This is a genomic window from Mediterranea sp. ET5 (assembly GCF_023337025.1).
Taxonomy (GTDB): Bacteria; Bacteroidota; Bacteroidia; order Bacteroidales; family Bacteroidaceae; genus Phocaeicola_A.
This window is the reverse complement of sequence record NZ_JAMBLN010000003.1, coordinates 52,756-75,368: the sequence shown is the minus strand read 5'-3', so window position 1 is coordinate 75,368 and position 22,613 is coordinate 52,756. Positions and strand designations below refer to the sequence as shown.

At 49.6% G+C, this 22,613-nt stretch carries 14 protein-coding genes; 13 read left to right on the top strand and 1 reads right to left on the bottom strand.

Annotated features, from left to right (window positions below):
- Positions 1-54 precede the first annotated feature (54 nt).
- From pdxA to M3087_RS03135, 13 genes are all read left to right on the top strand, one after another.
- Positions 55-1,155 (top strand): 4-hydroxythreonine-4-phosphate dehydrogenase PdxA, encoded by a 1,101-nt coding sequence (gene pdxA, locus M3087_RS03195; RefSeq protein WP_106484615.1) that lies wholly within the window; start codon positions 55-57, stop codon positions 1,153-1,155.
- 97 nt (positions 1,156-1,252) lie between these two features.
- Entirely contained in the window at positions 1,253-2,512 is a 1,260-nt protein-coding gene (locus M3087_RS03190) for a sigma-54 interaction domain-containing protein (RefSeq protein ID WP_106484616.1), read from the top strand.
- The gene (gene lptE / locus M3087_RS03185) at positions 2,499-3,020 is read left to right on the top strand and encodes an LptE family protein (protein WP_022385202.1); all 522 of its coding nucleotides are present in this window, start codon (positions 2,499-2,501) and stop codon (positions 3,018-3,020) included. Before M3087_RS03190 ends, lptE begins: the two co-directional genes overlap by 14 nt.
- Positions 3,021-3,045: 25 nt before the next feature.
- Positions 3,046-3,804: a tetratricopeptide repeat protein gene (locus M3087_RS03180; protein ID WP_249093718.1), complete on the top strand. Its 759-nt coding sequence runs from the start codon at positions 3,046-3,048 to the stop codon at positions 3,802-3,804.
- A 1-nt stretch (position 3,805) separates the two neighbouring features.
- Complete coding sequence (gene secG, locus M3087_RS03175; protein ID WP_249093716.1) at positions 3,806-4,228, top strand: preprotein translocase subunit SecG; 423 nt, start codon at positions 3,806-3,808, stop codon at positions 4,226-4,228.
- A gap of 665 nt (positions 4,229-4,893) precedes the next feature.
- The gene (locus tag M3087_RS03170) at positions 4,894-8,247 is read left to right on the top strand and encodes a SusC/RagA family TonB-linked outer membrane protein (protein ID WP_249093714.1); all 3,354 of its coding nucleotides are present in this window, start codon (positions 4,894-4,896) and stop codon (positions 8,245-8,247) included.
- Positions 8,248-8,270: 23 nt separating this feature from the next.
- The gene (locus tag M3087_RS03165) at positions 8,271-9,785 is read left to right on the top strand and encodes a RagB/SusD family nutrient uptake outer membrane protein (RefSeq protein WP_022384243.1); all 1,515 of its coding nucleotides are present in this window, start codon (positions 8,271-8,273) and stop codon (positions 9,783-9,785) included.
- A 19-nt stretch (positions 9,786-9,804) separates the two neighbouring features.
- Positions 9,805-10,569, top strand: coding sequence for a DUF4843 domain-containing protein (locus M3087_RS03160; protein ID WP_022384244.1), 765 nt, complete (start codon positions 9,805-9,807; stop codon positions 10,567-10,569).
- A 22-nt stretch (positions 10,570-10,591) separates the two neighbouring features.
- The gene (locus M3087_RS03155; protein ID WP_249093711.1) at positions 10,592-12,151 is read left to right on the top strand and encodes a PKD-like family lipoprotein; all 1,560 of its coding nucleotides are present in this window, start codon (positions 10,592-10,594) and stop codon (positions 12,149-12,151) included.
- 513 nt (positions 12,152-12,664) lie between these two features.
- Entirely contained in the window at positions 12,665-16,024 is a 3,360-nt protein-coding gene (locus M3087_RS03150) for a SusC/RagA family TonB-linked outer membrane protein (RefSeq protein ID WP_249093709.1), read from the top strand.
- Between the two features lie 22 nt (positions 16,025-16,046).
- Positions 16,047-17,582: a RagB/SusD family nutrient uptake outer membrane protein gene (locus tag M3087_RS03145; RefSeq protein ID WP_249093707.1), complete on the top strand. Its 1,536-nt coding sequence runs from the start codon at positions 16,047-16,049 to the stop codon at positions 17,580-17,582.
- 13 nt (positions 17,583-17,595) lie between these two features.
- Entirely contained in the window at positions 17,596-18,375 is a 780-nt protein-coding gene (locus M3087_RS03140) for a DUF4843 domain-containing protein (RefSeq protein WP_106484625.1), read from the top strand.
- A gap of 16 nt (positions 18,376-18,391) precedes the next feature.
- Positions 18,392-19,945 (top strand): PKD-like family lipoprotein, encoded by a 1,554-nt coding sequence (locus M3087_RS03135; RefSeq protein ID WP_249093705.1) that lies wholly within the window; start codon positions 18,392-18,394, stop codon positions 19,943-19,945.
- A 135-nt stretch (positions 19,946-20,080) separates the two neighbouring features.
- Here the strand turns inward: M3087_RS03135 and rho are convergent, their stop codons facing one another.
- Positions 20,081-22,276 (bottom strand): transcription termination factor Rho, encoded by a 2,196-nt coding sequence (rho, locus tag M3087_RS03130; protein ID WP_249093703.1) that lies wholly within the window; start codon positions 22,274-22,276, stop codon positions 20,081-20,083.
- Positions 22,277-22,613: the final 337 nt, after the last annotated feature.

Sequence of the window (22,613 nt, the reverse complement as noted above, 5' to 3'; positions counted from 1 at the left end):
AATCGTCCAAGTCCCGGAATCTCAAGAAACAGAAACCTCACAAATTCAATCAATATGGAAAGAAACAAGATAAGAGTAGGAATAACGCAAGGTGACATTAACGGTGTGGGCTACGAAGTGATTTTCAAGACCTTCTCAGACCCTGCCATGCTGGAGCTTTGTACACCTATTATATATGGCTCGCCCAAGGTGGCGGCCTATCACCGCAAAGCCATGGAGCTGCAGGCGAACTTCAGCATCGTCAACTCGGCCTCGGAAGCCTCCCACGGGAAGCTCAGCGTGGTCAACTGCGCCAACGACGAAGTGAAGGTGGAGTTTGCCAAGCCGGCGGAGGAGTCCGGACGTGCCGCCCTGGATGCACTGGAACGTGCCCTGACAGAGTACCGTGCCGGATTGATCGACGTACTGGTCACGGCTCCCATCAACAAGGCGACCATCCAGTCGGAGACCTTTCATTTCCCCGGACATACGGAGTACATCGAGGAACGTGCGGGCAAGGGGAACAAGGCACTGATGATTCTCATGAAGGACGACTTCCGCGTGGCGCTCGTCACCGGACACATCCCCGTGAAGGACATCGCCTCCACCCTGACGCAGGAGCTGATTGAGGAGAAGCTCTCCATCTTCAACCGTTCGTTGAAAGTGGACTTCAACATCGACTGTCCGCGCATAGCCGTACTCGCCCTGAACCCCCATGCCGGAGACAATGGACTGCTGGGGACGGAAGAGAAGGAAATCATCATCCCCGCCATGGAGGCGGCATCGGCAAAAGGAATCCGTTGCTTCGGCCCTTACGCTGCCGACGGTTTCATGGGCTCCGACCAGCTGACGGCATTTGACGGTGTCTTGGCCATGTACCACGACCAGGGGCTGGCTCCTTTCAAGGCACTGGCGATGGAGGAAGGAGTCAACTTCACAGCCGGACTTCCCATCATACGCACTTCGCCCGACCACGGTACGGCATACGACATTGCCGGCAAAGGCATCGCTTCGGAAGCTTCCTTCCGCCAAGCCGTTTACGTGGCGATTGACGTCTTCCGCAACCGTCAGATTGACCGCGAGATTCATGCCAACCCGTTGCGCAAGCAGTACTATGACAAGCGCGACGACAGCGACAAGCTGAAGCTGGATGCGGTGGAGGAAGACACGTTGTAATCGGGTTAAAATGACACCCGACTGCTAAAAACTGCCAAAATTGCAGGCCTTATTGCGGTGTTCTTCGTACTTTTGTCTGCTAAACAGATAAGAGACTATGGTCACATCCGAAATACAACAAGTAAAGCTGAAGTTTGGTATCATAGGCAATTCGGAAGGGTTGAACCGCGCGATAGACATTGCTATCCAGGTAGCCCCGACCGATTTGTCTGTGCTCATCACCGGTGAGAGTGGTGTCGGTAAAGAACATTTCCCGAAGATAATCCATCAGAACAGCAGCCGCAAGCACGGGCAATACATTGCTGTCAACTGCGGTGCCATCCCTGAAGGCACGATAGACTCCGAGCTCTTCGGCCACGAGAAGGGTGCGTTCACCGGTGCCATCGGCGAACGCAAAGGCTACTTTGGAGAAGCCAACGGCGGCACCATCTTCCTCGACGAGGTCGGCGAGTTGCCCCTGTCCACCCAGGCCCGTCTGCTCCGTGTGCTGGAGACGGGGGAATTCATCAAGGTTGGTTCGTCAAAGGTCGAGAAGACCAACGTACGCATCGTGGCAGCCACCAATGTCAACCTGACCCAGGCGATTGTCGACGGACGCTTCCGGGAAGACCTCTACTACCGTCTGAACACCGTGCCCATCAAGATACCGCCCTTGCGTGAACGGCAGGAGGACATCTACCTGCTCTTCCGCAAGTTCGCTTCCGACTTTGCCGAGAACTACCACATGCCTCCCATCCAGCTGACCGACGAGGCACGCAAGGTGTTGACCGCCTATCCCTGGCCCGGCAACATCCGTGAGCTGAAGAATATCACCGAGCAGATTTCCATCATCGAGAAGAAGCGAGAGATTGATGCCACGACCCTGCAGACCTACATCCCGCTCCATCAGGAGAGACGCATCCCCATGCTGGCAGGCGGACGGGGTACGTCGTCGGGTGCCAGCTTCGAGAGCGAGCGGGAGATTCTCTACAAGATTCTCTTTGACCTCCGTTCCGACGTCACCGAGTTGAAGAAGCTGGTGCACGACATCATGAACGAACGTCAGCCGGGAACTGTCCCTGCGGCTTCCACGCCGTCGGTGCCCTACTATCCCGGACACCCCGACGTGCAGCTGATGCCTGCCCCGATCAACCAGATGCCTACCATCAGCATCCCCTCCACATCGCCCCATCCGTCCGCTGAAGAACAGGATGCGGCGGAATATGTCGAAGAGTCGCTGTCGCTCGATGATGTGGAACGCGAACTCATCAAGAAGGCACTGGAGAAGAACCACGGTAAGCGCAAGAGTGCTGCCAAAGACTTGAACATCTCAGAACGAACCCTATACAGAAAACTGAAAGAATATGGCTTGGAATAAACTCATCCGGAAAGGCATCCCCCTTGCCTTCGTCCTGTTGACCCTGTTGTCATGCACCATCTCCTACCGTTTCAACGGTGCGTCCATCAACTATGACAAGGTGAAGACCATCACCCTGAACAACTTCGAGAACCGTGCCCTCTATCAGTACGGTCCGTTGGCACCGTTGTTCAACAACAAGTTGCAGGACGCCTATGCCCAGCAGACGAAGTTGCAGTTCGTCAAGCGGGGAGGAGACCTGGAACTGTCGGGTGAGATTACCGGATACGATGTCTACAACAAGGCGGTGGCTGCCGACGGCTATTCTGCCCAGGTGGAACTGCGCCTGACGGTCAATGTGCGCTTCGTGAACAACACCAACCACTCCGAGGACTTCGAACAACGGTTTACCGCGTCGCAGACTTATGACTCCACGCTCCAGCTCACGGCTGTACAGGACGGGCTGATTGAAGAGATGACCAAGGAGATTGTCGACCAGATATTCAACGCCACGGTGGCGAATTGGTAACCCCTTTCATAACCCCCTTTGTCTCATGACCGACTTGCAAACCTGGATAGAGCACCCCGACCGTCTGGACCGCGACTCGCTCGACGTGCTGGGACGGCTGGTGGAGCGTTATCCCTACTATCAGACAGCCCGTCTGCTCTACCTGAAGAATCTTTACTTGTTGCACGACCCTGCCTTCACCGGAGAGCTGCACCGTGCCATCATTTATATCACCCATCGTGCCTCCCTCTGCCGTTTCATCGAGGGAGACCGTTCTCCACTGACGAAGGAGAAGTCCGGCGAGGCGGCTCCGGACGAAAGTTCCGACCGCACCCTGGCGCTCATCAATGCCTTTCTCTCGTCCGTTCCCGAAGAATCATCCTATGCCGCCATCGGCAATGGGATTGCGACGGACTATGCCGCCTATCTGCTGAAAGAGGAGGAACAGACGGACGAGAAGCCGGAAACCGAGGTGGCACCCATGCGCGGACAAGCCCTCATCGACCAATTCATCGAACAGGCGGATGAAGGCTTCTCTTTCCAGCGGAAGGACGAAGAAGCCGGATTTTCCACTGACGGAGCCATTGACGAGCGTCTGTCGGTGGACATCGACGAGGATGCCGACATCGACGACAGCTACTTCACCGAGACATTGGCAAAAATATACATCAAGCAGCAGCGATATGCTAAGGCTCTTGAAATAATTAAAAAGCTTAGTTTGAAATATCCAAAAAAAAGCACTTACTTTGCAGACCAAATAAAGTACTTAGAGAATTTGATTATTAACGCTAAATCAAAAAAATAAAATGACTGTATTTGTGATATTAGTTTGCCTCATCGTAGTGGCAGCAATTTTGATGTGCTTCATCGTTTTGATTCAAAATTCAAAAGGTGGCGGCTTGGCAGCCGGTTTTGCTTCATCCAACCAGATCATGGGTGTCCGTAAGACGACCGACGTACTTGAAAAAGCCACTTGGGGCTTGGCAATCTTTATGGTTGTGGTGAGCGTCATCTCGGCATACGCCCTTCCGACTGCCGGTCAACAGGACTCTGTCTTGCTGCAAGAGGCTCAACGTGAGAGTCAGACTAATCCGCAAGGCATTCCCGGTTTCGACGCTTCCAAGGTTAACCCGGCAGAGCAACAGGCTCCTGCACAGGGTGAAGCACCTGCCGCAGCCACAGAAGGCAATACCGCCGAACAACCGGCTGCTCCTGCCCAAGGCGAATAAGCCTCAGACATTTTCCCCGTACAATCTCTCAAATCGTTTATATGAGTCCGTTGCTCTTTCCGACAGGGCAACGGATTTTTTTTTGTATCTTTTCCCTTGGGTGGTATCTTCTTGTCCATCTCCTTTCCGGTGATTCGGGTTGAAGCGTCTGCTTGAAGCTCCAGTCTGTACGGTTACAACCCTGGAATTTGGTAACATGAGAGTACCAGATTGCCTTCCAGCCTTTGGTACTCTGAGTTCCAGCCTTTGGTACTCTGAGTTCCAGGCTTTGGGACCGTGAGTTCCAGGCTTTGGGACCGTGAGTTCCAGGCTTTGGGACTGCGAGTTCCAGGCTTTGGGACTGCGAGTTCCACGGCGTGGGACTGTGAGTTCCATGGCGTGGGACTGTGAGTTCCATGGCGTGGTACTGTGATTCCCACGGCGTGGAACTGCCATTCCCATGTGCTGGTCCTCCGATTCTCTTGCTTATCACCGGCTTCCTCACCTCTTGAAAGACTCGTTTTACAGTTCGTCAACCTTCCCTGAATACTCCTGCTTGAGGACTCCCGCACCAACTTTTTTTAAGTTTCTGGAAAAAAGTCGTAAAAATGGTGCCCGAAATTTTTTCTGAAACGTATTATATATAGAGAAGAAAAACAGGAATATTAACCAAATCAAGTTTCATTATGGAGAAATGCAGATTTTTAAGCTTCGTGATGTTGCTTTGTTGTCTGTTGCTCACACCACCGGTGCAGGCGCAGAATGACGACGGAAAGCGCATCACGATGGAGTTGAAAGGAGAGACCTTGTCAGCTGCTTTGAAGAAGCTGGAAGGGTTGTCCGGTTACCGGATTTTGTTTTCGTATGATGACGTCAGCGACTATCAGGTGAGCGGGCAAGTGAAGAATGCGACCGTTGAGGCTGCCTTGAAGATGATTTTGAAGGGGAAACCTTTCGAATACATCATCGATGGACGATTTATCAACGTCAGCCATCTGAATAAGAGTAAGAAAAAACCGACGGGAGGGGATAAAAAGATTACCGGCACGGTGCTGTCCAAAGAGGACGGACTTCCGGTCATCGGAGCCTCGGTCCGTATTGCCGGGACGGAGCAGGGGGCTGCCACCGACCTCAACGGACAATTCACTTTAGATGTTAAGCCGGGAACAGCCCTGCAGGTTTCATACATCGGCATGAAGACACAGACCCTGCAGGCCATGCCGGGGATGGAGATCATCCTGGAGTCGGATGCCAAGACCCTGAATGATGTGGTGGTGACGGGAATCTTCCGTAAAGCCAAGGAGAGCTATACGGGAGCGGCGACAAAGATAGGCGGGGAGAAACTGAAGATGTACAAAGGTCAGAACCTGCTTCAGACCCTGCGCAACGCCGACGCCTCACTGAATATCCCGATGAACAACATGATGGGTAGCGACCCGAACTCCCTGCCGCAGATGAACATCCGTGGCACATCCTCGTTGCCGCTCAGCATCAAGGAGCTGAATGAAACCACGAAACAAAACGTCAACACGCCGCTCATCATCATGGATGGTTTTGAAATCAGCCTGACCAAGCTGATGGACTACAACGATGAAGAAATCGAGTCGATCACCATCCTGAAGGATGCTTCCGCTACTGCCATCTACGGTTCACGTGGTGCCAACGGCGTCATTGTAGTGGAGACCAAACAGCCCGAACCCGGCAAGCTGAAGATGACAGCCATCGCCGGTCTGAGTCTGGAAATCCCCGACCTGACGTCTTATGACCTGCTGAATGCCCGCGACAAGCTGGAGCTGGAACGTCTGGTGGGACTGTATGAGTCGGAAGGAAAGCCTTCGCAGACCTTGGAGTATCAGAAAGACTATCAGAAACGCTTGAAAGATGTACTGTCAGGTGTAGACACGGATTGGCTGAATAAGCCCTTACGAACAGGAATTGGGCAGAGTTACAATCTGCGTTTGGAGGGTGGTCGCGAGGAGTTTCGTTGGGGAACTTCACTCTCTTGGAGAGATACGCAAGGTGCCATGAAGGGTTCATCCCGTCGGGTGTTCAATGGTGATATTACCCTGATGTACACGTATAAAGATTTGATATTCCGTAACTATACGAATATCGGGAACACATTGAGCGACAATAGCCCGTATGGTTCTTTTAGCACCTATGTGGAGATGCAGCCCTATTATCGCCCTTATGATGATGACGGTCGACTGATCCGTTATTTCCCGGGTCTTCACAAGACCTCGAATACCATACAGAATCCCTTGTATGATGCTACGCTGAACACGTTTAATAAAAGCCGTACGTTAGGAATTATCAATAACTTTTCCATCGAATGGAAAATATTGCCGGAGCTGATACTGCGTGGACAGCTGGGGCTTTCCACAACTCGTTCGACAAGTGACATCTTTTATCCGGCAGAACATTCCATGTTTAATACCAAAGCTAATAACAGTTCGAATCTGGAAATCATTCGTAAAGGTAGATATACGTATGGGAGTGGTGAGGGTTTCTCCTATGATGGCCGTTTGACGTTGAGCTATTCGAAGGTCTTTGCAGACAAGCATCAGCTTTATACCGGTTTTGATTATTCGATCACAGAGAGCAAGAGCAAAAACTACTCTTTCGTAGCAGAAGGGTTCAGCAGTCAGGATTTGCCTTTTTTAAGCAATGCATTGTCTTATGCATCTGGTCAGGCTCCGACCGGTAGCGAGATTATTAGTCGTCGTGTAGGTTTTACCGGGAATGTGAACTATACATATGACAACCGTTATTTTGTGGATGCTTCCTACCGTTTGGATGGATCTTCTCAATTTGGTGCTGACAAACGTTTTGCTCCGTTCTGGAGTATTGGTGCCGGATGGAACATACATCATGAACGGTTTATGGAGCCACTGTCACCCGTGGTCAATGCTTTACGCCTGAAGGCATCGTATGGTGTGACTGGAACCATGGACTTCACCTCGGCAGCAGCACGTACCATGTATCATTACAGTTCTGGAGACCGTTATGTCAGCTGGAACGCTGCTCACTTATCGGGATATGGAAATAAGAAACTGACTTGGCAAGATACCTATGAGACGAACTTGGGACTTGAGTTCTCTTTGTTTGATTACCGGATTAGCGGTGAATTCAACTATTATATAAAAGATACAGACGGACTGTTGTCTTCGATGAATATTCCCTTGGCCATGGGCTTTTCTTCCTATTCAGACAATGTGGGTAAAGTGCGTAACTCAGGTTTTGAAGCCTCTCTGAATGCATACCTGATTCGTGATACCCGGCATGACTTTAGTTGGATGGTCAATGGCCAGTTGGTTTATAATAAAAATAAAATCATTAAGTTGTCCGATGCTATCAAGGCGCAGAATGAAGAGTTTATTTCTGCTTCGTCATCTATAGCTCGTACTCAGCCAGCCCACTTGCTCTATGAGGGCCGCTCGATGTATGGACTTTATGTCGTCCGTTCACAAGGCATCGATCCTGCAACAGGTCAGGAGATGTATCTGGACAAGGATGGCAATGTCACCAAGAGGTGGAATAGGCAGGACTACACGTATGCTGGTGTTGATGCGACTTATGGTTCGCCTTATCGTGGAAATGCCGGTACTATGATTCGTTGGAAAGACTTGACACTGAACATCTCCTTTGGATATCAATGGGGAGGACAGACTTATAATAGCACATTGATCGACCGCGTAGAAGTCACGAATGGAACGATAGCTGTCCAGAATGTCGACCGGCGTGTGTTCAGTGACCGTTGGCAGAAGCCTGGAGACAGGACTTTCTTCAAGGCTTATGGAGACCAGGGAACATATGCCACTTCTCGTTTCGTGATGGATGACAATTGGTTTGATATACAGTCCGTGAGCCTGCAATATCGTTGGAATAGTGTCTGGTTGCAGCGTACAGCCAAACTACAGAGTATACTCTTCGGGTTGAACATGACCGATTTGTGGCACTTCTCTTCCATTAAGTACGAACGAGGTACTAGCTATCCGTTTGCTCGGAATGTACAAGGTAGTGTGACGTTCTTATTCTGATAAAACAGTAAAAGATTCCTATTATGAAAAAGAAATATATTTCATTCCTTTTTGCGGCCTGTTTGCTGGGGACAATGCCGTCTTGTAGCGACTGGCTGGATGTGACTCAAAATATAGAGAAGGATGCCGATAAGATGTTCGACAATTACAGCGGTTTTAAGGGCGCTCTTACGGGGTGTTACTCTGATTTGACAAAGAGAGATTTGTATGGAACACGTATGACGATGTCGACTGTAGATGCGTTGGCTTCTTTGTGGTATCTCGACATGTCAGTGGACTATTATGACTATATCAAGGAAAACTATTACCTGCGTAATCATGACTATAGTCAAACGATGTCTCAATCGATTTTTGAAAGTATCTATAGTAATATGTATAATGCTGTGTTGGAGGTGAATCGGGTTATTCAGGCTTTCCAAGAGGGGAAAGGACTTGTGATATCCGATGCAAAATCGCGCGCAGTGGTTGAAGGTGAAGCTTATGGGTTGCGTGCCTTCCTGCATTTGGACATATTGCGTCTGTTTGGACAGGTTCCCGTGGAAGCATCCATACAAGTAAAACTTCCTTATGCAGAGGTTACCTCCTTTGAACAATCGTTGACTTATTATACCTTTGATGAATACGTCTCGAAACTCAAGGAGGATATTGAGCGAGCTAAGTTGTTATTGAAAGAGAATGATCCGGTCGGACAATATACCTTGTTAGAATTGAACCAAGTAGGCACAAAGGACAGTGATGTAACTCTGGATGATGATTTTATGTCCTATCGTCAATACCGCATGAACTATTGGGCTGTGCGTGCTTTGGAGGCTCGTATATACCTCTATCTGGGAGACAAGGCGAAAGCGCATGATGTTGCGTTAGAGGTAATAAATGCAAAGACAGCTTCCGGTAAGAATGTGGTCGAGCTTAGCAGTTTTCAGGATTATGGTCAGGCAACTCATAAGGTGTATTCTTCTCCATCAGAATGTCTGTTCTCTCTTCATTTTGCTAATTTGCATGATATCTCTGTACCTTTGCTTTATGGCAAGCCGGAAGTGGAAGGGGAAACTAATGCCGGGGTTGTGAGTGCACAGCGAAATCTGGTTATGTCCACGACATGGAAGGATGATTTGTTTGTAGGTTGTGACCCTAATGATGTCCGGGAGGATATATGGTCAGATACTAAAGACTCGCAGAATCATGAATACCCGACTATTAGTAAATATTATGTGGAAGAAGATTCACCGGGAATTATTCCGCTGTTGCGTTTGTCTGAGATGTATCTGATAGCGATGGAGGGTGCCACTACGCTGGAGGAGGTCAATACTCTTTATTCGAAGTACATGGTATCCAAGAATGTATCCCGTTCGGATTATTTTAAATCTTTTGATGACCTGAAAATTGAATTGCCTAAGGAATATCGTCGTGAGTTCTTTGCAGAAGGGCAGATGTTTTACTTCTATAAACGCAATAAGACCCAGCGCCTGTGGTCAAATGAAAGCATGTTGATGGATGAAGGGCTGTATATTATCCCCAATCCTGATACTGATTTTTAACTCATAAATGAAAATAGCTATGAAGAATATATACAAGTTTTTATTAGGTCTTTGTACGGTGTTCCCGGCGTTGACGTCCTGTGAGAAGGATTTACCGGTATACAACAATGAGGCATGTGGTCTGATGTTTGAGTATAAGTATGAACGTGACTCTGTATTTGGTTATTCTTTTGCCTTTGGACCTAGTGATGTGACAATTGATACCGTGTTTATGAAGGTTTCTCTGTTGGGTAATGTAACTGATTATGATCGCCCCATAGCCCTACAGCAGGTGCTTACCGGTAAGAATGATGCCCGACCGGGTGAACATTACGTACCGTTCGATGATCCTTCACTGGCTTCTAAATACATATTGCCCGCCAAGGCTACGTCTGCGACTATACCAGTGGTGTTTAAACGGGACGCAACGTTGAAGTCTGCTGATTATATCCTGAAACTGACGTTCAAACCGAATGAGGCTTTTACTTTTGCTGCAAAAGAGCGTGCTTATCGTACGCTGACAGTTTCTGACCAATTGCTGATGCCGAATAACTGGCGTCTTTATTGCCAACACTTTTTTGGTCGTTATGGAAAGGTTAAACATCAGTTTATGATTGATGTGACAGGTTTCCGCTGGGATAATGAGTATGTGGATAACGAGGTAAAGCGGTATTTGAGCAGCGATCAGAACGTACTGTTCGGCTTGCAATATAAATTGCGGGATGCGGTCAAGCAATACAATGCCACGCATAAGGAACCCCTACGGGAGGGAGAAGAGTATGACAACGCGCTCGTTAAGTTTTAACAATTTAAAGTGATTACGGCTTATGAAAAAGATATATTATGGTCTGTTGGCAATGGTCTCCCTCTTATTGTCCTCATGTTTTGATGATAATGGAAACTATACCTATAAGGATGTAGAGGAGATTAAGATTGAGGGATTGGCTGAAATGTACAGTAATAACTCTTACAACGGAGAGGTGCTGGAGATTGATCCGGTCATTACGTCCAATTATACTGACTTGACTTATGAATGGTATATGTGGAGTATCGATAAAGAGGGAGAAGGCTCAAGCAATTGGGATGAAAATGAGGAACCTTATAAGGCTGAGCTTATCAGTACCGACAAGAAGTTGTCTTACCCGGTTGAGTGTCCGATAGGTCTGTATACACTGATGCTTAAAGTAACATCATCTTCTAATGGATATTTTGCAATGGCTACCACTCGGTTTGATGCGCAAACAGTGTTTACGCGTGGCTTCTATATATTGAAGGAAACGAAGGATGGAAATACGGAATTAGATCTTTACAGTCGTGATGGGAATGTATTGTCTGATTTGTTGACGGCTACAGGACATGGAGCTATGAAAGGAAAACCTTTGGCGTTAGGGGCCTTGCAGAGTCATTCAATGTTGGATGATAACAACGAATCTGTAGCGATACATACCGTATGTGTGACCACGCAAGATGGAGAGATTGGTCTGTTTAATACAGAAAATTTGGAACAGGCGCATAATGCACATACCATTATTACGGGTGGTCTGGATAAAGGGGAGATTCCCTATTTAGCCTTTACTTACGGATATAGTAATTATTTACTGACTGGAAGAGGATGTAATGTGGCATATATTCCAAGCATGATGCCGACTTCAGGAGCCATAGGAATCCCTGCGAAGACAGGAGGTGCCAGTCGTTTTGTAATGACCGATGGTGGATATACTGTCTATTATTGGAATAACGAAGAGCAGCGTATCGATTGTGCAGATTGCATGCAGTTTGGAGGAATGTTTACCTATGATGAGAATGGATTCTCTACCAAGGGAATGGAGTGCTTGATGTGTGGGCTTTCACAGACTGATGCCAAAGGCTATTTTCTTTTGAAAGATAAGGATGGGAAACAATATATTTATGAAATGGCTGCCCCTGTGGTAGGGAAAAATACCCCGACTCCTCATACAAACAAGCGTGTGGAAATTCCGGCAGACTCTAAGTTGGCATTAGCGACAGCCTATGCAGTGAATGCCAAAACAACCAATGTGCTTTATTATGTATATAATAATAAGCTATATACGTATAACTTGCCGAATTATACAGAGAACCCAGCTCCTGTCAATTTGCCGGGACTGCCTGCTGACGAGACTATTACGTATTTGTCTTATCAGTGGCAGGATTATGACAATGACGAGGATAATAATTTCGTTTACCTGGTAGTTGGTACACAAAAGGGAGATGACTATAAGATCTACATGTATGATTTGAAAGCCGGTATGCCTAAAAATCTTGTGAAGTCGTTTGGAGGTCAAGGGAAAGTGAAGATGTGTGTTTACATGTCTTCTGCAGTATATAGCGGTATCATCCGGAAACAAAACAACTCTCTACCCAATTAGCAGTCTTGTATCTCAATGCAGAAAGATGTGCCTATACATGACCCAGGCACCTTATACCTTCGGCAGATGCAAATATTCCATCACGAACTGATAAATGAGATAGACGAGGCGACAGGTCAATAAGTCGGTAGTCTGAACCGTTGCAAGGGGAACGTACCCGTGCTGGAGGTTTGCGGAAGCGAACTGACAGCCATGGTACGTTCCCCTTTTGTTGTATGCCTTTCGCTACACACCTCCATCCAGGCAATGTCCCCCTTTTCCGATGAAATAAATATTCACGAATCGCAAAATTCGTTGATGAACCTCAATATTTTTCTTTTATGACAAGAGTAGATGTTATCTGATGGTTCTACAGGGATTTGCTGCTTGATTAGTCGGTCCGATAAACTAAATCTCCAAATTTTTTTTGAACTTTCTTAGAAAAAAGTCGTAAAAATGGTGCCCGATTTTTTCTTTGAAACGTACTATATATAGAGAAGAAAAATATGAACATTCACTAAATTAAGTAGCATTATGGAGAAATGTAGATTAATGAGCCTTGTGATGTTGCTTTGCAGTCTGTTGCTCACCCCTCCGGTGCAGGCACAGAATGACGACGGAAAGCGCGTCACGATGGAATTAAAAGGAGAGAATCTGTCAGCTGCATTGAAGAAGCTGGAAGGATTGTCCGGTTACAAGATTTTGTTCTCGTATGATGACGTCAGCAAGTATCAGGTAAGCGGACAAGTGAAGGATGCGACCGTTGAGGCTGCCTTGAAGATGATTTTGAAAGGGAAGCCGTTCGAGTATGTCATCGACGGACGTTTCATCAATGTGAACCTTCTGAAAAATGGGAGTCAAAAACCCGTGGGGAGGGATAAGAAAGTTTCTGGAATGGTTATTTCAAAGGAGGACGGACTCCCGGTGATCGGTGCTTCGGTCCGTGTCATGGGGACCAACCTCGGTGCGGCTACTGACGTTGAGGGACGCTTCACACTCAACAATGTGGAAGATGGAGCCAAGCTGCAGGTGTCGTACATCGGTATGAAGACACAGACCGTGGAGGCATTGCCTTCCATGGAAATCCTGTTGGAGTCGGACTCCGAGACCCTGGACGATGTCGTGGTGACCGGTATCTTCCGCAAGGCGCGTGAGAGCTATACCGGTGCGGCAACTACCATCGGTCAGGAAAAGCTGAAGATGTATAAGGGCCAGAACCTGCTGCAGACACTGCGCAACGCCGATGCATCGCTCAACATCCCGATGAACAACATGATGGGTAGTGACCCGAACTCCCTGCCGCAGATGAATATTCGTGGTACCTCTTCTCTTCCGCTGAGCATCGATGAGCTCAACGAAACCACAAAGCAGAGCGTCAACACTCCGCTCATCATCATGGATGGTTTTGAAATCAGCCTGACCAAGCTGATGGACTACAACGATGAAGAAATCGAATCAATCACCATCCTGAAGGATGCTTCCGCCACTGCCATCTACGGTTCACGTGGTGCCAACGGTGTAATCGTTGTCGAGACGAAGCAGCCCGAGCCCGGTAAACTGAAGATGACCGCTACGGCCGGTATCACGTTCGAAGTCCCCGACTTGACATCCTATGACCTGCTGAATGCCCGCGACAAGCTGGAACTGGAACGTATGGTCGGACTGTATGAGTCAGATGGTAAGCCGACGACAACGATGGAATACGAACAGCTTTACAAGTCGCGTTTGAAGGATGTCTTGTCCGGTGTCGAAACGGACTGGATGAGCAAGCCCTTGCGTACCGGTATCGGTCAGAACTATAATGTCCGTCTGGAAGGTGGTCGTGACGAGTTCCGTTGGGGAACCTCCTTGTCCTGGAAGGATACACAGGGAGCCATGAAGGGGTCTTCCCGCCGTGTGTTCAATGGCGACATCACCTTGATGTATACCTACAAGAACCTGTTGTTTAGGAATTATACGAACATTAGCAACACTTTGAGCGACGAAAGTCCTTACGGTTCGTTTAGTAATTATGTACAACAACAGCCTTACAACAAACCTTACGATGAGAACGGGAATGTTATCCGTTATTTTGATACCACAGCCGGTTCGAGCGCTCAGTCACAGAACCCCCTGTATGATGCCATGCTGAACACGTTCGATAAGAGCCGTACGTTGGGATTGATTAACAACTTCTCCATCGAATGGCGGATTCTGCCGGAGTTGATCCTGCGCGGTCAGCTGGGATTGTCCACCACCCGTGGTACAAGCGACCTGTTCTATCCCGCCGAGCACTCCATGTTCAATGAGACGGATAATCTGGAATATGCCGGACTGGAGGGAATCAGCCGGAAGGGAAGCTATACGTACGGAACGAGCGACTCCTTCACTTACGACGGCCGTCTGACGCTGAGCTATTCGAAGACGTTCAAGGATGTACACCAGCTGTATGCAGGTCTTGATTATTCGGTATCGGAAAGCAAGACGCGTGACTATTCATTTGTAGCCGAAGGCTTCAGCAACGAAGACCTGTCGTTCATCACCAACGCCTTGCAGTATCAAAAAGGAGGTGCCCCGACGGGTAGCCAGATTATTGACCGCCGCATCGGCTTTACCGGCAACGTCAACTATACGTATGACAACCGTTACTTCATTGATGGTTCCTATCGTATCGACGGTAGTTCCCAGTTCGGTTCAGACAAGCGCTACGCTCCTTTCTGGAGTGTCGGTGTGGGATGGAACCTGCACCATGAAAAGTTCATGGAAGGTCTGACGCCTGCCATCAGCAACCTGCGTCTGAAAGCTTCCTACGGTGTGACGGGTGCCATGGACTTCAACCAGGCTGCCGTGGAGACCATGTACAATTACCTGTCAGCAGACCGTTATCTGAGCTGGAGTGCCGCCCACCTGCAGGGTCTTGGAAACAAGAACCTGACGTGGCAGGAGACACGTGAGTCGAACATCGGTCTGGAATTCTCCCTGTTCGACTATCGCATCACCGGTTCTTTCGACTGGTACATCAAGGATACGGAAGGATTGGTTTCCCACATGAATATTCCTCTTGCCATGGGCTTCTCCTCTTACTCAGCCAACGTCGGCAAGGTGCGCAACAGTGGTTTCGAAGCTTCTTTGAGCGCTTATATCATCCGGGACATGGAGCGTGACTTCAGCTGGATGGTCAGCGGACAGTTGATTTACAACAAGAATGAGGTCATCAAGCTGTCTGATGCCATCAAGGCACAGAACGATGAGTACGTCTCCACCGGTGACTTGTCCAACACCTCTCCAGCCAATCTGCTCTATGAGGGACGTCCCCAATACGGTATCTATGTCGTTCGTTCCTTGGGCATCGACCCGGCTACCGGTAAGGAAATCTACTTGGACAAGAACGGCAACCCGACTACCGTATGGAACACGGCAGACCGCGTTTATGCAGGTGTAGACGCCACTTATGGCTCTCCTTATCGTGGAAATGCCAGCACCATGATCCGCTGGAAAGATTTCACGCTGAACGTATCGTTCGGATACCAGTGGGGTGGCCAGACATACAACAGTACGTTGATCGACCGCGTGGAAGTGACGAACCTCACCATCGGCCGTCAGAATGTAGACCAGCGCGTGTTCAGCGACCGTTGGCAGAAACCGGGCGACAAGACCTTCTTCAAGGGCTATAGCAACGAGGCGACTTATGCCACTTCACGTTTCGTGATGGATGACAACTGGTTTGACATTCAGTCCGTCAGCCTGCAGTACCGTTATTCGACGGCCAGACTGCAGCAGGCAACCGGCTTGCAGAGCATTCTGTTCGGTGTGAACATGTCCGACTTGTGGCACTTCTCTTCCATCAAGTATGAAAGAGGTACCAGCTATCCGTTTGCACGCAACATTCAAGGTAGCGTAACCTTCTTATTCTAACTCTTAAAATGAATTCTCGATTATGAAGAAGAAATATATCTCAATGGCAATCGCAGCATTGCTGGCATGTGGGTTCGCATCCTGCAACGATTGGTTGGATGTGCAGCAGAACACGGAGAAAAAGGCTGACCACATGTTTGACAATTATGACGGTTTCAAGGGAGCTTTGGCTGGCTGTTATTCTGACCTGCTCAAATCGGACCTGTATGGAACCCGTCTGACCATGACTGACATCGAAGGGCTGGCATGCTTGTGGAGCCTGGACGTCGGTAACGACAACTACACCGACGGTATGTTGACCAGTGCCTATTTCCGTGAGCACAACTATTCGCATAACTTGACCGAGACTGCCATCCGCAGCATCTATGGGGCATTCTATAACACCATTCTTGAAGCCAACATGGTGATCAAGGCGTGTCCGGAGCACGGGCAGAACATCCCGGAAGAAGACTCCCGCGCAGTTGTGGAGGGCGAGGCGTATGCCATCCGTGCGTTGTGCCACTTTGATTTGCTCCGTCTGTTCGGACAGCTTCCGGTGAATGCCACGACGCAGGTGGAATTGCCCTATTCCGAGGTGACGAGCATCGAGGACCCGCTGGTTTACTATTCGTTCGATGAGTTTGTGGCAAAGCTGGAAAGCGACCTGAACAAGGCGGAATCCCTGATGAAGGACAACGACCCGGTGTTCCAGTACACGATGGACCAGCTGAACAACATCGGTGCAGAAGGATATGAGGACGTGTCGGTGGATGATGATTTCATGTATTCCCGCCAGTATCGTATGAACTATTGGGCGGTGAAGGCACTCCAGGCCCGTATGTACATGTACCTTGGTCAGGCACAAAAGGCGCACGACATTGCGATGGAAGTCATCAATGCGACGACCGCCTCCGGCGACAAGGTGGTGGAGCTGAGCTCTGCGACTGACTACGGACGTCCGGATACAGAGGTGACTGACGATAATCCGCGTCTGTTTGCTTCCCCCTCTGAATGTCTCTTCTCGTTGTATGTCCCCGATTTGTACGGACTGGCAAGAAGCCTGTTGAACGGCAATAAGTCCAGTCAGGCACAAGGCGACAGAACCTACCTGTTGCCCCAGAGCATGCTGAACGACCTGTTGCAGGGACTTGATGCGGCAACCGATATCCGTGCGCAATACCTGTGGGCAGTCATCAACGACGGACAACAGCACTACTACGGCACCACCCAGAAATACTATGCGGACGAAGACAGTCCGTCAGGCTGCATCCCCATGCTGAGACTGTCGGAGATGTATCTGATTGCCGTTGAAGGAGCTTCGACGTTGGACGAGGCGAATGACTTGTATGCGACTTACATGAAGTCGAAAGGTTCCTCACCGAAGGCATTTACTACCACCGAAGAGATGCGGACGGAACTGGAAAAGGAATACCGTCGTGAATTCTTCGCTGAAGGACAGATGTTCTACTACTATAAGCGGAACAACGTGAAACATTTGTGGTCGAAGGAGGACGTTGACATGAGAGAAGCCGACTACATCCTTCCTGTGCCCAACACAGAATATAATACGAACCGGTAAATAGGAAATAGCTATGAAAAGAATATATGATACCTTGCTGGCAGGGATGCTTTTGGCAGCTCCCTTGTTCGTCAGCTGTGAAAAGGACCTGTCCATCAATCCAAACCCGGAGAGCCGCATGGCTTTCGTCTATAAGAATACAGAGGATTCGCTCGTGTCCAATTCGTTCGCTTATTATGAAGACGATGTGGTGATTGATACCGTGTGGTTGGATGTCATGCTATATGGAACACTAGAAGATTACGACCGTCCGATTGCGCTGGAGCAGGTGACGACCGGGGAAAACGATGCCGTGCCGGGAAAGCACTATGTGGCGTTTGATGATGCCCAGCTGGCGGCATATTACAAGCTCCCTGCCAATCAGCTGGAAACCAAGTTGCCCATCGTACTGTTGCGCGACGCTTCGTTGAAGGAGGAGAATTACACCCTGAAGATAACCTTCAAGCCCAACGAGTATTTCGGGCAGAGTGTCAAGGAAAGAGCTTCGCGGAGCGTCCTGATTGCCGATCAGCTCGTACGGCCGAACAATTGGGACGGGACCATGGAGTGGTTCTTCGGCGAATATGGAACAGAGAAACACTTCTTCCTGATTCAGACCTTCGGCGGCAACTGGGACGATGCATACATCGAAGAAGAAATCCTGGCGTATTACTATACGGACCAGATGGTGCTCATGGGTATGGCGCGCAGAGCCGGAGAAGCCTTGAGCGAGTTGAATGCCGAACGTGAAGCCAATGGGCTGGGTCTGCTGAAGGAAGCTGACGGAACCGTTGTAGAAATTCCGATATTCTAATTAAAATCTGATTGTTATGAAAACAAGATTATCTATAGTCTTATTGTCATTGTTGACATTCAGTCTGACGTCGTGCTTTGACGACGATGGCAATTATACGTACCACGATGTGGATGAAATCACCATCAGTGGCATTCAGGAGTCTTATGCGAACATTTCCTATAGCGGCGAAGTGCTGGAGATAGACCCTGTGGTTGAGAGCAACTATACCGACCTGAAGTATGAATGGTCCATCTGGGAACCTTCGAAAGAGTTTGGTTCCAGTGGAAACAGGACCGATGATACGTATGCATCCGAGGTCATCGGGACCGAGAAGAAGCTGACCTATCCGGTCGAGTGCCCCATCGGCAGATACACCATCAAGCTGAAAGTCTATTCCGAGTCGACGGGCTATTTCGCTACGGCTTCGACCCGTTTTGACGTCGGTTCCGAGTTTACCCGCGGTTTCTACATCCTGAAGGAGACGGCTGACGGCAATACCGACTTCGACCTGTATGTGAACGAGGATACTCCCATCAAGGAGAACATACTGACTCTGACCGGGCAAGAGACGTTGAAGGGCAAACCGCTTTTCATCAGCAATGTGGCAAGCCATGGCTATCTGGATGAAGCAGGCGATTACCAGGGTGCCCATACCATTTGTGTGACGACTGAGGAGGGCGACCTGGGCTTCTATGACACCAATTCGATGCTGAAGATTCATGACCGGAGCGATGTGCTGAACGGAGGTATGGCAGCGGATGAGAAGCCGTACACCGCCTTCTCTTTTGGAGCCTCGAACTTCTTCCTCTCCAGCAAGGGTACGTACATGAGCTACGTGTATGCCATGATGCCGACATCGGGCACGTTCCAGATGCACGGCACGGGAACGAACGGAGGCAGCCAGTTTGTCTGCAGCGACGGCAGCTACAATGTCTTCTTCTGGGATGAGCAGAATCAGTGTGTCAATGTCTCCGAGAACATCCAGTTCGGACAGGTCTTCGGTACATACGACAACAATGGTTTCTCAACCGAAGGCTTGACCTGCCTGTCCTGTGGTTCCAACCTGGCAGTGAACAATGCGTACTTCATACTGGAAGGTGCGGACGGGAAGAGATACCTGCACGAAGTTTCCATGTCAGGAACGGACGGATACTTCAAGGCAACCCGCCACATGGAGCTGGAACCGGGTTCCAAGTTGGCAAATGCCACCGAGTTTGCCGTGAACGAGCTGACAGCATCTTACATGTACTTTGTCTACAACAATCAGGTCTATGTGTATAATCTGACGAACTATACGGAGGAAGACACGCCGCTGACACTGGAGGGAATCCCATCGGATGAGACCATCACCTACCTGTCCTACCAATGGCAGAACTTCAATGGTGATGCCGATTACAATTTCACCCATCTCGTTGTCGGCACACAGAAGGGAGATGCCTACCGGTTGTATATGTATGACCTAGAAATCGGACGTCCCAGCAAACTGGTTCGGAAGATTGAAGGAAACGGAAACATGAAGATGTGTACCTACACCACGTCTGTAGATTTCAACTACAACCGGGGAGACCAGAGCTCGTTCCCCAATTAAGCGTGACGGCTGGGCGGCATGAAAGAATGATTGCACCCTACATTTCTCTCTCATAAACAACCCTCAATGCAGAAAGCCCGGATGGCTCACACAATGTGAAACATCCGGGCTTGTTTATGGTGGTGGGAGTTCCGGTTATGAGTTCATGCTCATGAGGAACTCTTCGTTGTCTTTCGTACGTTCCAGGTGGTCCTTGACGAACGTCATTGCCTCGATGGGGTTCATGTCCGAGAGGTATTTGCGGAGAATCCACATGCGGTCGAGCGTCTGCTTGTCGAGCAGGAGGTCGTCGCGGCGTGTGCTCGATGCCACGATGTTCACGGCCGGGAAGATACGCTTGTTCGAGAGGTTGCGGTCGAGCTGAAGCTCCATGTTACCCGTACCCTTGAATTCCTCGAAAATCACTTCGTCCATCTTCGAACCCGTATCGATCAGTGCCGTGGCGATGATGGTGAGCGAACCACCGTTCTCGATGTTACGTGCCGCACCGAAGAAACGTTTGGGCTTGTGCAGCGCGTTGGCGTCGACACCTCCCGAGAGCACCTTGCCCGATGCCGGGGAAACGGTGTTGTAGGCGCGGGCAAGACGGGTGATGGAGTCGAGGAAGATGACCACGTCGTGACCGCATTCCACCATGCGCTTGGCCTTCTCCAGTACGATGCCGGCAATCTTCACGTGGCGTTCGGCAGGCTCGTCGAAGGTCGACGCGATGACTTCCGCGTTGACGCTGCGTGCCATGTCGGTCACCTCCTCCGGACGTTCGTCGATGAGGAGCATGATCATGTAGACATCGGGATGGTTGGCGGCGATGGCGTTGGCAATGTCCTTCATCAGGATGGTCTTACCGGTCTTCGGTTGTGCCACGATGAGGGCGCGTTGTCCTTTGCCGATGGGAGCGAAGAGGTCCACCACGCGTGCCGAGAGGTTGTCGTTGTATCCTTTGCAGAGGTTGAACTTCTCATCCGGGAAGAGCGGGGTGAGGTGGTCGAAGGGGACACGGTCGCGCACCACTGCAGGGTCTTTGCCGTTGATTTTGTTCACCTTCACCAGCGGGAAGTATTTCTCACCTTCCTTCGGCGGACGGATGGTACCTTCCACCACGTCGCCCGTCTTCAGCCCGAACAGCTTGATTTGCGATTGGGATACGTAGATGTCATCAGGCGAAGACAGGTAGTTGTAGTCCGACGAACGGAGGAAGCCGTAGCCGTCTTGCATGATTTCCAGCACACCGATGCCCGCGAGGATGTCCTCGAAGTCATATTCCTGCATGCGGCGGTTGTTCTGGTAGCCACGCTCGGACTGAAAGTTGTCGCCCCCGTAATTGTTGTTGTAGTTGTTTTGATAGTAGGGACGTTGCTGGTTGTTGTTATTGTTGTTGTAGAAACGTTGCTGGTTATTGTTGTTGTTGCGGCGTGCCCGTTGGTTGTTGGGGTTCTGGTTGGGATTGTTGTTCGGTTGCTGGGGCGCTGCCGGCTGTTCCATCTTGGTCGCTTCAAACTTGGTGAACAGCTCGCTGGGGATTTCCGCGTTTTCAGAAGGGAGGTCTTCGATAGGGATGAATTCGTCGCCGGTCGAGGTAGCTTCGCCGGTCGTTTCCTGCTGAGGCTTGTCCGTGGGCAGTTCGTCCTCGTTGTCATTGTCCGACTGGTCCTCCAGCTCTTCGAGCAGGGGTACCTCTTTGGCAGGTTTGGCAGCGGAAGCCGGTTTGGCAGCAATCTTCGGTTGGGCTGTTGCCTCAGGCTTGGCGGTCTCCTTGGCGGCAGGTTCCTGTGCGGGAGCCTCCTTCTTTGCCGGGAGTGCTGCCGGGACAGTTGCCTCCTTTACCGGAGCGGCATCAGCCTTGACCTCCTGGTTGGCAGCAGCCGGAGTCGTTTCCGGTTCAGCCTTTATCTCTTTCTCTTTTGCCGGTGTCACCTTGTTCTTGCTGCCCGGTTTGCGTCCCCGTTTCTTCGGAGCGTCGGTAGCAGCTGTCGTGTCGGTGTCGGCGGCAGCCTTGGTGTCTTTCTTTTCAGCCGCAGGTTCAGCGGACGGTTTAGGTGTAGCTGTTTTCTTAGGTTCTTCCACTTTTTCGGCCTTGTTCTGGTTGGCGGTGTAGACTTTCACCTTTTCACTTTTCTCTTTGCCGGCGATGCGTGAGCGCTTGCGGGTGTCTTTCTTCTTGTCCGCGTCAGCAGCCGCTTTCTTGGAAGCACCGGCGATGGCCTGCTCGTCCAGGATTTTGTAGACGAGTTCTTCTTTCCTGAAGGAATGGATGCGGGTGATTCCCATTTCTTGGGCAATAGTTTGCAGTTCCGACAAGGATTTGTCGTTCAATTGAATGATATTATACATATAAGTAAATGATCTTTTGTCCTCCTTTTGTTTTACGGATTCAGTTCCTGCATTGTAGGAAATAAACGCAGTTATCCCACTTTTAGAGTGTCCCACATGACACGTTCCGACAGGATACAGGAAATGGGGGAGGAGACAGTGTTTTTGATTTTATTTAAATTCGTTTGATTGGTTCGGCTTCGGAGTGAAACCTTGGTTTGTTATTGTAGCCGCAAAAGTAGTGATAATATTGAAACCGCGTATCATTTGGCGACAAAAATTTCGCAAAAAGTCAAATCTTCGTCCCTCGCAGCTTCATTTTGTGGCACTGTGACCTGCCGGTATTCCGTTTTGCAGA

Bases quoted from the DNA above. Each gene is read 5' to 3' on its own strand.
- M3087_RS03170 (WP_249093714.1), top strand. From the start codon at position 4,894: ATGGAGAAATGCAGATTTTTAAGCTTCGTGATGTTGCTTTGTTGTCTG.
- M3087_RS03165 (WP_022384243.1), top strand. From the start codon at position 8,271: ATGAAAAAGAAATATATTTCATTCCTTTTTGCGGCCTGTTTGCTGGGG.
- M3087_RS03190 (WP_106484616.1), top strand. From the start codon at position 1,253: ATGGTCACATCCGAAATACAACAAGTAAAGCTGAAGTTTGGTATCATA.
- rho (WP_249093703.1), bottom strand. From the start codon at position 22,276: ATGTATAATATCATTCAATTGAACGACAAATCCTTGTCGGAACTGCAA.
- pdxA (WP_106484615.1), top strand. From the start codon at position 55: ATGGAAAGAAACAAGATAAGAGTAGGAATAACGCAAGGTGACATTAAC.
- M3087_RS03135 (WP_249093705.1), top strand. From the start codon at position 18,392: ATGAAAACAAGATTATCTATAGTCTTATTGTCATTGTTGACATTCAGT.
- M3087_RS03155 (WP_249093711.1), top strand. From the start codon at position 10,592: ATGAAAAAGATATATTATGGTCTGTTGGCAATGGTCTCCCTCTTATTG.
- M3087_RS03150 (WP_249093709.1), top strand. From the start codon at position 12,665: ATGGAGAAATGTAGATTAATGAGCCTTGTGATGTTGCTTTGCAGTCTG.
- lptE (WP_022385202.1), top strand. From the start codon at position 2,499: ATGGCTTGGAATAAACTCATCCGGAAAGGCATCCCCCTTGCCTTCGTC.
- M3087_RS03145 (WP_249093707.1), top strand. From the start codon at position 16,047: ATGAAGAAGAAATATATCTCAATGGCAATCGCAGCATTGCTGGCATGT.
- M3087_RS03160 (WP_022384244.1), top strand. From the start codon at position 9,805: ATGAAGAATATATACAAGTTTTTATTAGGTCTTTGTACGGTGTTCCCG.
- M3087_RS03180 (WP_249093718.1), top strand. From the start codon at position 3,046: ATGACCGACTTGCAAACCTGGATAGAGCACCCCGACCGTCTGGACCGC.
- secG (WP_249093716.1), top strand. From the start codon at position 3,806: ATGACTGTATTTGTGATATTAGTTTGCCTCATCGTAGTGGCAGCAATT.
- M3087_RS03140 (WP_106484625.1), top strand. From the start codon at position 17,596: ATGAAAAGAATATATGATACCTTGCTGGCAGGGATGCTTTTGGCAGCT.